This window comes from Streptomyces oceani, assembly GCF_001751245.1.
Taxonomy (GTDB): Bacteria; Actinomycetota; Actinomycetes; order Streptomycetales; family Streptomycetaceae; genus Streptomyces; species Streptomyces oceani.
In genome coordinates this window covers 3,107-15,268 of record NZ_LJGU01000155.1, presented here as the reverse complement: position 1 = coordinate 15,268, position 12,162 = coordinate 3,107, and the positions used below count along the sequence as shown (strand labels likewise).

The 12,162-nt window shown below is 70.4% G+C and carries 9 protein-coding genes and 1 pseudogene; 3 read left to right on the top strand and 7 right to left on the bottom strand.

Annotated features, from left to right (window positions below):
* Positions 1-448, bottom strand: a pseudogene (locus tag AN216_RS29460) (hypothetical protein); the annotation flags it as partial.
* 452 nt (positions 449-900) lie between these two features.
* Between AN216_RS29460 and AN216_RS24325 the strand changes: the two are divergent.
* Positions 901-3,429, top strand: a complete 2,529-nt coding sequence (locus tag AN216_RS24325) for an ATP-dependent Clp protease ATP-binding subunit (protein ID WP_070198874.1) — start codon at positions 901-903, stop codon at positions 3,427-3,429.
* 130 nt (positions 3,430-3,559) lie between these two features.
* Here the strand turns inward: AN216_RS24325 and AN216_RS24320 are convergent, their stop codons facing one another.
* Positions 3,560-6,169 carry an NACHT domain-containing protein gene (locus tag AN216_RS24320; protein WP_070198873.1) on the bottom strand — a complete coding sequence of 870 codons (2,610 nt, stop codon included), beginning with the start codon at positions 6,167-6,169 and terminating at the stop codon, positions 3,560-3,562.
* Between the two features lie 170 nt (positions 6,170-6,339).
* Positions 6,340-7,107: a hypothetical protein gene (locus tag AN216_RS24315; protein WP_070198872.1), complete on the bottom strand. Its 768-nt coding sequence runs from the start codon at positions 7,105-7,107 to the stop codon at positions 6,340-6,342.
* Positions 7,108-7,218: 111 nt separating this feature from the next.
* On the opposite strand from AN216_RS24315, the gene AN216_RS24310 reads away from it, so the two are divergent.
* Entirely contained in the window at positions 7,219-7,779 is a 561-nt protein-coding gene (locus tag AN216_RS24310) for a hypothetical protein (RefSeq protein ID WP_070198871.1), read from the top strand.
* A gap of 54 nt (positions 7,780-7,833) precedes the next feature.
* Here the strand turns inward: AN216_RS24310 and AN216_RS24305 are convergent, their stop codons facing one another.
* A complete protein-coding gene (locus tag AN216_RS24305) occupies positions 7,834-8,415 on the bottom strand; it encodes a GNAT family N-acetyltransferase (protein WP_070198870.1) in 582 nt (193 codons plus the stop codon).
* A 264-nt stretch (positions 8,416-8,679) separates the two neighbouring features.
* Here AN216_RS24305 and AN216_RS24300 point away from each other — a divergent pair, with 264 nt between their 5' ends.
* Positions 8,680-9,138 (top strand): VOC family protein, encoded by a 459-nt coding sequence (locus tag AN216_RS24300; protein ID WP_070198869.1) that lies wholly within the window; start codon positions 8,680-8,682, stop codon positions 9,136-9,138.
* A gap of 35 nt (positions 9,139-9,173) precedes the next feature.
* Here the strand turns inward: AN216_RS24300 and AN216_RS24295 are convergent, their stop codons facing one another.
* The 3 genes from AN216_RS24295 to AN216_RS24285 form a co-directional block, all read right to left on the bottom strand.
* A complete protein-coding gene (locus AN216_RS24295; protein WP_070198868.1) occupies positions 9,174-10,511 on the bottom strand; it encodes a sensor histidine kinase in 1,338 nt (445 codons plus the stop codon).
* 110 nt (positions 10,512-10,621) lie between these two features.
* Complete coding sequence (gene cseB / locus AN216_RS24290; RefSeq protein ID WP_070198867.1) at positions 10,622-11,332, bottom strand: two-component system response regulator CseB; 711 nt, start codon at positions 11,330-11,332, stop codon at positions 10,622-10,624.
* A gap of 85 nt (positions 11,333-11,417) precedes the next feature.
* The coding region (locus AN216_RS24285; RefSeq protein WP_212732751.1) for a hypothetical protein at positions 11,418-12,162 on the bottom strand (745 nt) is incomplete at its 5' end.

Below are 12,162 nucleotides of genomic sequence, written 5' to 3'. Positions count from 1 at the left end.
CCGGCGGGGGAGCCGGCACACGCCCGCCGGCGCCACTCGCGCCGAGGCCGAGTTCCGGCCCGAGCGTGCCCCAGCCCAGCCACTGGAGCAGTCCGGGCAGATCGCCGGCGGAGCCCTCGGCCACCAGCAGCCACACGGTCGGGCCAGCCCGCAGTGCGGGCCCCGTACGCGGCCTGCGGGCCAGGAGCGGCAGCCCCGCGGTGGCCGGCAGCCACAAGGCGTCGAAGCACCGTCCGGTGACCAGGTGCGGGGAGCCGTCGCCGAGGTCGACGGTCCAGCCGAGTGTCCGCTCGTACCAGTCGAGCGCGCCGCGTGCGGCCACCCGGTCGGGTCCCGTACGGCCGGCGGGCGCGGCGTCCGACGGGACGCGGGCCGCTGAGCCGGACTGAGCCTCCGGCTCGCTGGGTGCTGCCGGGGCTGGCCCGGGCTGTGGCGTCAAGGGCGTCATACGCGGAGCAACTGCGGAACGTACGGTGAGTTACGGTCAGTTGAGACGTGTATACGCTGGGTTTCAGCCATGCTGTTCGCCGGTAGCGGATGCGTTCCCCGACAGGCCGCATGGTTTGTCAGTGTCGGGGGGTAGAAAGTCCCTAGTGGAACGGGGGTGCGGAGGGCGATGAGCGAGATGGGCGACCGGTTGCCGGCGAGGCGTTCGCCGTCGGCGTACCGGAACCAGGTGAATAGATCTGGCCTGCGGGAACATCGTCTCCCACTATCGGGTTGGAACTGTTGTCGGTCGTCCCGGACGGATCACCCGATGCCGCGCTCGGCATGGGGGGAGATGATCCGGGCGGGTTTCGACAGTTGGAATGAGCGGTCCCCGCTCGCGGGACTAAGCTGCGGAAGGACAGGGAGGGGACCGACCCCTTACTGCCTGACCGCTCTGAGGAGCGATTAACGATGTTCGAGAGGTTCACCGACCGCGCGCGGCGGGTTGTCGTCCTGGCTCAGGAAGAAGCCCGGATGCTCAACCACAACTACATCGGCACCGAGCACATCCTTCTGGGCCTGATCCACGAGGGTGAGGGTGTCGCCGCTAAGGCACTGGAGAGCCTCGGGATTTCGCTCGAGGCGGTCCGCCAGCAGGTGGAGGAGATCATCGGCCAGGGCCAGCAGGCGCCCTCCGGCCACATCCCCTTCACACCCCGTGCCAAGAAGGTGCTGGAGCTGTCCCTCCGCGAGGCGCTGCAGCTCGGGCACAACTACATCGGCACGGAGCACATCCTGCTCGGCTTGATCCGCGAGGGCGAGGGTGTCGCCGCCCAGGTCCTGGTGAAGTTGGGCGCTGACCTGAACCGTGTGCGGCAGCAGGTCATCCAGCTGCTCAGCGGTTACTCCGGCGGCAAGGAGGCCGCGACCGCCGGCGGCCCGGCCGAGGGCACGCCGTCGACCTCCCTGGTGTTGGACCAGTTCGGGCGGAACCTCACGCAGGCCGCTCGCGAGTCCAAGCTCGACCCGGTGATCGGCCGGGAGCAGGAGATCGAGCGGGTCATGCAGGTGCTCTCCCGCCGTACGAAGAACAACCCGGTGCTCATCGGCGAGCCCGGCGTCGGCAAGACGGCGGTCGTGGAGGGCCTGGCCCAGGCGATCGTGAAGGGCGAGGTGCCCGAGACCCTCAAGGAGAAGCACCTCTACACCCTGGATCTGGGCGCGCTCGTCGCCGGTTCCCGGTATCGCGGTGACTTCGAGGAGCGCCTGAAGAAGGTCCTCAAGGAGATTCGCACCCGTGGCGACATCATCCTGTTCATCGACGAGCTGCACACCCTCGTGGGCGCCGGCGCGGCCGAGGGCGCGATCGACGCCGCCAGCATCCTGAAGCCGATGCTGGCCCGCGGCGAGTTGCAGACCATCGGCGCCACGACGCTCGACGAGTACCGCAAGCACCTGGAGAAGGACGCCGCCCTGGAGCGTCGCTTCCAGCCCATCCAGGTGGCCGAGCCGTCGCTGCCGCACACCATCGAGATCCTCAAGGGTCTGCGCGACCGGTACGAGGCGCACCACCGGGTGTCCATCACGGACGCCGCGCTGGTGGGCGCCGCCACGCTGGCCGACCGCTACATCTCGGACCGTTACCTCCCGGACAAGGCGATCGACCTGATCGACGAGGCCGGCTCCCGGATGCGTATCCGACGGATGACGGCGCCGCCGGACCTGCGCGAGTTCGACGAGAAGATCGCGAACGTCCGTCGGGACAAGGAGTCCGCGATCGACTCGCAGGACTTCGAGAAGGCCGCCTCCCTGCGGGACGACGAGAAGCAGTTGCTGGCCCAGAAGGCGCAGCGGGAGAAGGAGTGGAAGGCCGGCGACATGGACGTCGTGGCCGAGGTGGAAGAGGAGCTCATCGCCGAGGTCCTGGCCACCGCCACCGGTATCCCGGTGTTCAAGCTGACCGAGGAGGAGTCCTCGCGGCTGCTGCGCATGGAGGAGGAGCTGCACAAGCGGGTCATCGGCCAGCAGGACGCCATCAAGGCGCTCTCGATGGCCATCCGGCGCACTCGTGCCGGGCTGAAGGACCCGAAGCGGCCCGGTGGTTCGTTCATCTTCGCCGGCCCCTCGGGCGTGGGGAAGACCGAACTCTCCAAGACGCTGGCGGAGTTCCTCTTCGGTGACGAGGAGGCGCTGATCTCCCTGGACATGTCGGAGTACGGCGAGAAGCACACCGTGTCCCGGCTGTTCGGCTCGCCCCCGGGATACGTCGGATACGAGGAGGGCGGTCAGCTCACCGAGAAGGTGCGGCGCAAGCCGTTCTCCGTGGTGCTGTTCGACGAGGTCGAGAAGGCTCACCCGGACATCTTCAACTCGCTGTTGCAGATCCTGGAGGACGGTCGGCTGACCGACTCCCAGGGCCGTGAGGTGGACTTCAAGAACACGGTCATCATCATGACCACCAACCTCGGCACCCGGGACATCTCCAAGGGCTTCAACCTCGGCTTCACCGGCCAGGGTGACGTCCGTACGGGGTACGACCGGATGAAGAACAAGGTCAACGACGAGCTGAAGCAGCACTTCCGTCCGGAGTTCCTGAACCGTGTCGATGACACCGTGGTCTTCCACCAGTTGACCCGGGAGGACATCATCGAGATCGTCGACCTGATGCTCAACCAGGTGGACGAGCGGCTCAAGGACCGGGACATGGGCATCGAGCTGAGCACCGAGGCCAAGGAGCTGCTGGCCAAGAAGGGGTACGACCCCGTGATGGGGGCCCGGCCGCTGCGTCGGACCATCCAGCGCGAGATCGAGGACCTGCTCTCCGAGAAGATCCTCTTCGGAGACCTGCGTCCTGGCCACATCGTGGTCGTCGACACCGAGGGCGAGGGTGAGGAGAAGAAGTTCACCTTCCGTGGCGAGGAGAAGTCCCAGCTGCCGGACGCCCCGCCGGTGGAGTCGGCGACGGGTGGCGGTTCGCCGAACCTCTCCAAGGAGAGCTGATCGGAGCGACTGACTGATCCTGGGCCGGTGTCCGCACGGACACCGGCCCAGGTGCGTCCGGCCTCAGGTGCGTCACGCGTGGGTCATGCCGTACGGCAGGCCGCGGCCAGCCCGCCGGCCACTCCACCGGTCAGGACGAGAGGATCCGGACGGCCTCCGGCACCCCCCGCACCCGCGGCAGCCTTGGAGTGACCCGCAGCGTGCTCAGCCGGGGGAACGCGCTCAGCCACTCCATGCCCACCCTCAGGTCGTACGCCAACCACAGGTGCTTCAGCCGCTCCCGGTCCAGCCCGTCCAGCAGTTCCTCCGGGGTGAAACCGCCGGCGACCTGCACGCACTCCGGGCCGCCCAGTCTGTCCAGCGTCGCCAGCTCCATCCGGTCGGTGACGGGGATGTACAGCCCCTCCGGATCGAGGTGCCGCAGGATCTGCTCGGCGTACCACTCCGTGTCGAAGTTGTGCCAGCCACGCGCCAGTTCGGCGCGCAGCCGCAGTGACGTACGGTCCCGCAGCCGGGCCAGGTAGTGCACGGCCGCGTCGTCGTTGATCCGGGTCGCGGTAACCGCCAGCCGGTACGCCTCCTCGTCCGAGACCCGCGCCGGATCGGGCAGCATCTCCAGCACTATCGGGCCCACCCAGCCCAGCCCCCGGGCGGCGGCCACGCTGGCGGGGCGCACCATGTTCTTCGTCTCCCGACGGATACGGGCGTGGGTCGTCGGGTCCAGCTCCGTGACGTGTTCCAGGCAGGCCGCCGCCAGCAGCCGCCGCCGGTTCCGCCGCAGGCCCCGGCTGCCCGGCGCGATCAGCCCCTCGAGCAGCACCGCGCACTCGTCCGGCCGCGCGTGGGCCACCGCCATCCGGATGACCTCCTCCCACTCCGGCTCGTGCGCGTGCTCCAGCAGCAGCTCGAAGGTGCCGCGCTCCACGGCCTCCTTGGCGGCCAGATAGTCCTGCACCGTGCGATGGACGAACTCCACCGAGCCGTCTGCCTGTTCGCGCAGCACTCCGGTACGCAGCAGCAGGTGGTCGTAGAGCGTCTCCGGCGTGCCCTGTTCGGACACGGCCGGAATGGCGGGCAGGTGCCGGCCGATCTCGCCCAGCGCGGACTCCCGGTCAAGCAAGCTGTGTTCCTCGACCAGCATCCGGTAGGCCAGCTTCCGCAGCAGCCGCTCGCGGGGCGCGCGCTGGAGGCGTACGTCATCGGCGTACAGCACCCGACGCTCCGGGTCGCGGCGCTGGAGCAGCATCTCCATCGCCGCGTCGTACAGCTCCCGGCGGCCCTTGGGGAGCGATCCGGAACGGTCCCGGTTCAACGCGCAGATCAGTCCGCACATCAGCGGGTTGGTGGCCAGCCCGCGCAGCTCCCGATAGAGCGGTATCGACTGCAGCAGCCGGTCCTTGTAGTCGTCCAGCCGGCTGTGGTCCAGGCCCTCGTCCGTACGACAGGCCGCGTGCCAGGCGGTGATGAAGGCGGCGATCTGGTCCCGGCTCATCGGGGCCAGCGTCAACTCGAGAAAGCCCTCATCGGCCAGCCACTCCGCGTCGACGGCGGGCGGCCGGGAGGTGACCATGCAGGCGTTGCCGCTGTAGATGCGCAGCAGCCTGCGCAACCGGTCGCGGACCTCGGCGCGCTGGTGCTCGGCCACCTCGTCGATGCCGTCGACGAGCAGCAGCCCCCGCTCGGCCGCGAGCGTGCGGGCCACCCAGCCGTCCGGCGCCTCCGCGGCCAGCGGGTGCTGGACGGCGCTGAGGAAGTCCTCCGGGGAGGGGAACCCCTGTCGGGCGAACCGCCGCACCGGCAGCACGAACGGGATGCGTCCGCGCAGCCCCTCCAGCTCCGCCGGGAGCTGGTCACGGGCGGTGGACAGAGCCAGCCACTGCACCAGCGTCGTCTTCCCGGACCCGGCGGCGCCGCGCAACAGCACCCGCTCCTGATCGCCCAGGGCCCGATCCGCGGGCATGACCGGACAGGTCTCGGTCGCCTCGCCGTCCTCCCGCGCGCTGCCGAACTCCGCGCCGAGGCTGAGATAGCTGGCGTCCAGCGGCCAGTTGTCCGGGGTGTTGGGATTGGGCAGGTCGATGCCGTAGATCGTCACCTTGTTGTGCTGCTCGACGATCGTACGCAGATACCGCTCCTCGAAGGCGTCGTCAGCGGGCGAGGACCACTGCTGCCGACGTGCCTCGTGGCGCACGGCCGCGGCGTCGCCCAGGTCAACCAACTGCCGGATACGGTGACTCCGTTCGGGTAGTCGCTCGGCCAGGGCCGGCGAGCGGTCGATGAGGAGGCTCAGGATGTGCAGGCACACCGCCACCAGCAGGCTGTCGTGGTACTCCGCCGCGGCCTCGCTCAGCCGCCGGTCCGCTCCGGGCACGGCGCTGCGCAGCTGGCGGGCGTAGTCCTGCGGGCCCATGCGTACGGCTTGCACGTCGGTGGTGTCCAACTCGCCCATGCTGGCCAGCGGTTGCGCCAACACGGTGGCGACGGCGGCGCGGTCGGCCGCGGCGAGGGCGTCGGCGCCGGTGCCGAGCGCGACGAACTCCTCCGCGATGCACTGCAGTTCGGCGTACCCACAGGTCGGGTTGCCGCCGCGAAAGGAGACCAGACCGGCGATCAACCGTCCGTCCGGCCCCGAGGGTGGTTCGTCGGCGTCCGCCTCGTGCCGTACACCCGGGTCCCGGCGCGCGAAGAGCCGGCCGACGAGCGGGGTGGCGTACCTGGAGGGCAGTCGGACTGGTTCCATGAGGCTCCCCGGATGGGCCATCTGATGGGCGTGCCAGCGCGGTTGGGCAAGGTGTAATCACCACCTTACGACCGGCGACGGCGGTTCGCGATCGCTCTTCCGGCTGGCGTGGCCTATGGGGTCGGGTGGCTGGCGGAGCAGCGTCCGTCACCGACCAGCCGGCGCGGCCCCTACTCCGCGCCGGCGGAGAAGCCGTAGTACAGCCCGTGCTGTCCTGGTACGGGAAGTCCGGCGGGCAGGGGGGTGCCGGTTAGTTCGGGCAGGGTGACGGATGACCAGTCCACGGTCCGGCCCGACACATGCTCGTCGAGGCGGACCAGGCTCGGTTCGGCTCCCGCCACCCGTGTGGTCAGGGTGAGTTCGCCGAGGCCGCCCTCCGAGTGTACGAGCCATCTGTCGCAGGCCCAGCGCAACGCGTCGGCGTCACTGGTGACAATCCTCGCGAAATGACACACGGAACCGCCCCATGCCTCGTCCTCCAGCGTGTAGTAGCTGTACGGGTCCTCCATGGCGGTGTCGTCGCGCACCCCCAGGAGCGCGCCCAGCTCGTCGAGGCCCGCCCGGGTGTGTTCCGGCAGGTCGAAGCGGCGGAGGCGGGCGTACAGCTCCGCTGTCTCGGTCCGCCGACGACGAATGCTGGACGTGTCCTCCCCGTACGCCTCCAGGATGTTCGGGTTCATGTCCAGTATGTCCTGCCAGTAGGCGGTCTGTTGGGCCAGCCGCCCGGTCAGCAGCGTCAGTGCGGTCACGTCGTCGGGTCGCGCCGTCACCGCGGCGCGCAGCCAGCTCTCCTCGGGCCAGGTCGGCTCCTCCGATTCGGGCTCCGTCCCCTCTGACGCCGTCAGACTCAGCAGTCGCGCCAGCTCCGTCGAGGCGTGTGCGTCCCCCGCGCTCGCTCGGCGCCGCAACCGGTCTGTCGTCTCGTCGGTGATCACCATGGGTCGAAGCTAACAACGCCCACTGACATGTCGGGTGGCGCTCGTTCAGGCTGGTTCCAGTCCGTCACGTGCCCTGAGCCAGTGTCAGTGCGAGGGGCTAGGTTGGCGTGCATGTTCCGAAAGAGCTTCTACGACCTGGCCTTCGGCGTCGATCCCGGGGGTGCGCGCAAGGACACGCACTACGTGCGGGGCAGCCTGGACGAGATCAAGGCCGACCTCGACGCGGAGCTGACTGAGGGTGAGGGCATAAATCTTTATCTGCTGTGTTGGTACGGCGCCCGGCTGGCCCTGGACGTCTACCAACACGGCGAGCGGTCCCGGTCGATAGACCTGCATCCCTTCGTCACGATATCCGTGGAGGGCTATCCCGATATCACCTTCACCGGGCCTGAGGAGCCGGTCGGCTATGACTTCTCGACCGAGGAGGAGTCATCCGTGGCCGAGGGCAGTCTCAGTGACCGGATGTTCGGCGGGCTCGGCGACTCCTTCTCGGTCGCGGTCGCCTGGGACCGTATCGACGTACCGCCGTTGGTCGGGGAGGTCGCGGGGCCGGACGACCTGGTGAGCCTGGAGAACGAGTGGGCGCTCTTCGAGGGGGACGCCGACTGGGATACGGAGGACCTGTTGGAGAGCGGTTTCGTGCCGTACGGGTACTCCGACGGCGAGGAGTGAGCCGTGGGGCAGAGCCCGCCGGACCTTCTCCCACCCGCTGCCGTGGGCAGCCCGCTAAGGCGGGCCCGCCGTGTCCGGGCCCGCACGCGGCCAGTCGGCGCGATCCAGGGCGTACTCCACCTCGCCGTGCTCCGCGCCCTCGATCGCTTCCGGCCAGTCCTGGAAGTACGTACACCGCAGCGTCAGCCCGGTCTTCTCCAGGACCCGCCGGGAGGGCGTGTTGACCACCATCGTGTTCGCGGTGACCCGGCGTACCCCCCACTCCTCGAAGCCCGTACGGACCAGTGCGCGGGCGCCCTCGGTCGCGTAACCGAGTCCCCAGGCAGCCTGACGTAGCCGGTAGCCCAACTCCACCACCGCACCGCTGTCCTCAGCCAACGGCCGGTACTCGAACCAGCCGAGGAAGGAGCCGTCGTCCCGGCTTTCCGCGGCCCAGTATCCGGGGCCGCCGAGTCCGGGGTGGTAGCGGCACATCCGGGGCACCGTCTCGGCCCGTACCGTCGCCGGGCTGATGGGCCGTACGGGTCCCAGATAGCGCATGACCTCGGGATCACCGTGCAGCGCGGCGAGCTGCTCGGCGTCCGACTCCCGGACGGGACGGAGCCGTAACCGCGCCGTACGCAGGCTGTTGTCCATGACCGCTGATCCTGCCGGCAGGCGGGTGTTCCCGCCATCGGATATCCGGCGGGGCCGGCCCGCAGACGGCCGGCGTTCGCGTCCGCCGCCACCTCGATTGCTCGGTTGCGCCGCCGGTCGCGCGGCCTCCGAGACCGACGGCGTTGTCAGTGGCGGATGCGAGTATCGAAGCGAGCTCACCGCGCAGCGTGTCAGCGGCACGGTGAGCCGGCGGTACGCGCAGGGGGCCGGCACGGCATTCCGCACACCACCCGAGGAGTACCTATGATCAAGAGTCTCGCCCTGACCACCGTCTGGTCCACCGACCAGGAGAGGGACAAGAGGTTCTTCGTGGAGCAACTCGGCTTCGACGAGGGCACCGACATGGAGATGGGCGGCATGCGCTGGATCACCGTCCATCCCAAGGGGAACCCGGACGTGCAGTTCACCCTGATGCGACCGGACGGCCCGGGGGTGGACCCGGACTCCCTGGTGGCGCTGCGGACGTTGGTCAGCAAGGGGGTGTTGGGCGCGGGGGCGTTGCGCACCGATGACTGCCACGGCGACTACGCCGCGCTGCTGGCGAAGGGGGTGGAGTTCCTGCAGGAGCCGCAGGAGCGACCGTACGGTATCGAGGCGATCTTCCGGGACCCGAGCGGTAACTGGTACTCCCTGACACAGGAGCGGGAGAGTGGCGAGCTGGACCTGAGCCAGTCCTGGGGAGAGTGCGTCGAGGGCGGCTGAGCGGTCGAGTGGCTGAGCGGCTCAGGTGCGACAGGTCACCCCGTGACGGGTCCGCCGGGCGGTGACTCCGGCAGCCAGAGCACCGCCACCGCGCCGGTGCCCGCGCCCGGTTCGGCGGCCGTGGCCCCGGACTCCCGTGTCTCACCCGGCTCGTCCGGGCCCACGTTGCGGAAGGTCAGTCGTGCCCCGAGCACGCGCGCCTGCCCGTCCGCGATGGTCAGCCCGAGCCCGTGCCCGGGTGTCGAGCGGTCGCTGCTGCCCGTACGGAATCGGCTCAGCCCGTCCGCCAGCAGCTGCTCCGGGAATCCCGGCCCGTGGTCGCGTACGCGAATCCGCCGCCCGTCGACGACGACCGCGACCGGCGGACTGCCGTGCCGAGCGGCGTTCGCCAGCAGGTTGCCCAGGATCCGTTCCAGTCGTCGCGGGTCGGTGGTGACGGTGGCGGGATTCGCGGACGCGACCACCCGTACGCTCGCCTCCGGTGCCACCGCCGTCACCCGGCGGCGTACGAACTCGCCCAGCACCACCTCCTGGAGCTCCGCGCGCTCCCGAGCCCCGTCCAGCCGGGCGACCTCCAGCACGTCCTCGACCAGTTGGCGCAACGCCTGCGCCCGGTTCCGTACGAGTTCGGTGGGGCGCCCCTCGGGCAGCAGTTCGGCCGCGGTGAGCAGACCGGTGACGGGGGTGCGCAACTCGTGCGCGATGTCGGCGGTGACTCGCCGCTCGGCCTCCAGCCGGGCCTGCAGGGCGTCGGCCATGCCGTCGACGGCGTCCGCGAGCTCGTCCGTCTCGTCCCGTACGCGCACCCGGCCGCCGCCGATCGTGTCCCGTACGCGTACCTCCGTGTCGCCGCGCGCCACCTCGCCCGCCGCGTCCGCGGCCTTGCGCAGTCGGCGGGAGAGCTGTCCGCCCACCAGCACCCCGAGGAGGCTGCTGCCCAGCACCACCGACATGGAGCCGAGCAGCAGGGCGCGGTCCAGCCCGCGGAGGACCTCGTAACGGTCGGTGAAGCGGGTGCGCAGCGAGAGGACGCGGTCACCGGCCAGCGGCTCGGCGGCCCACACCACGGGCACGCCGTCCGGCCGCTCCACCAGGTAGCTGGCGCGGCGGCCATCGGCCACCGCTTTCGCGAGCTGTCGCGGAAGCTCCGGGTCGTTGATCTTGGCGCCGAACGGAACCTGCCCGGTCGAGTGGTAGATCCGGCTGGCGTACTGTAGTCGCTCGTCCTGCACCTCACGGCTGCTGTCCCACATGGTGCCGCGCGCGGCGTTGTGCACGACCAGGCTGAGGGCGAGCGCGACGAGCGCGCTGACCAGCGCGATGGCGGCGCTGAGTTTCCAGCGCAGGCCGCTGCGGAAGGTGATGCGCCTCATACGGGGACTCGCGGGCCCGATGCGGGAACCGCACGGGGCGGCCAGGCGCGGCCACCGGGGCGGCGGCCAGGACAGCGGCCGAGGTCAGCGTGTGCCGGACAGTCCACGTCCTAACCCCTCAGCTTGTAACCGAAGCCGCGGACCGTCTCTATCCGCTCCTGCCCGATCTTCCCGCGCAACCGCTGTACATGGACGTCCACCACCCGGGTGTCGCCACCCCACCCGTAGTCCCACACCCGCCCCAGCAACTGGTCCCGTGAGAGTACGGTGCCCGGCGCGGCCGAGAACTCCAGCAGCAACCGCATCTCCGTCGGTGTCAGCGACACCGGACGCCCCGCCGTACGCACCTCCATCCCCTCCGTGTCGACCTCCAACTCGCCGAAGCGCAGCACCTCCTCGCCCTCTGCGGCACGGTCCGCGCCCGGCGCGTGGTGGCCGTTCGGCCCGCTCGCGTGTCCGAACCGGCGCAGCACCGCGCGGATACGGGCGACCAGCACGGCCCCGTCGAAGGGCTTGGTGACGTAGTCGTCCGCGCCCGCCTCCAGCCCGAGGACCACGTCGATGCTGTCCGCCCGGGCGGACAGCATGATCACCGGCACCGTCGAGGCGTCCCGGATGTGCCGGCAGAGGCTCACCCCGTCCAGCTTCGGCAGCATCACGTCCAGCAGCGCGATGTCCGGCCGGTCGTCGCGGAACGCCTCCAGCCCGGTCAGCCCGTCCGGGACCGCCGTCACCGTGTAGCCGTCCCGCTCGAGCGTCAGCTGGGTGGCCTCCCGGATGACGTCGTCGTCCTCGACGAAGAGCACGTGTGTGTCGGCCATTCCGTTTCGTCCCCTGCTCGTCGCTCAGCTGTCCCGTGGTCAGCCTGGCCAGCCCCGGCACTGGGTGTCGCCTGCCGTCCCGGTACTACGGCGCGGGCGGCGGCCCGTCCCCGAGGTCGCCCCGCTCCCGGTCCACCTCGCGGAAGAGCCCGTCGCGCCAGGCGTACGTGACGATGTCCTGACCGGAAGGACAACACATCGGTTCGTTGCCGATGTACACGGCCCGGGTCACCTTCAGCAAGCCGCCCCGTATGACGGCGGACACCGGCGGACGCTCCGCGGTGAACACGTTCACGAGCGCGCCGCTGCTGCTGCGGCGGTAGACGTACGCGCCCACCCCGATGCCGTCCGCGCAGGAACTCACGTTCACGACCAGGTCGGTGGGATGCTGACCGGTGGCCTGTCCGTGCGCCACGCTGATCGGATACCGGTCGCCCACGCACGGCTTCAGCCCCCGCTTCACCTCGCTGCTCACCTTGGGGTCCCGCTTGAGCAGGGCGATCACGGCCCGGTGGCCGAGCGGTTCCCCGACGGCGTCCGTGGCCGTGTCGGTACGCGGTCGCGGGCGTTCGTCGCCCCGGGTGGCGTCCGGCGGGTCGCCGGCGTCGTCGCGCGTGTCCCGCGGAGCCACCGGGCCGGCTGAGGGGTCGGCGCCCTCGGCCGACTCCGACCAGTCCGGATGCGCGGGGCCCGCGGCGTCCGTACGAGACTCCGGCGTGCTCGCCGGCGAGCCCTCGACCCGTACTCCGTCGGCGGTGCTCCCGCACCCGGCGAGCAGGCACAGCACGACGGTCAGCGCACCGGCGGCGGCCGCCATGACGGGGCGCGAG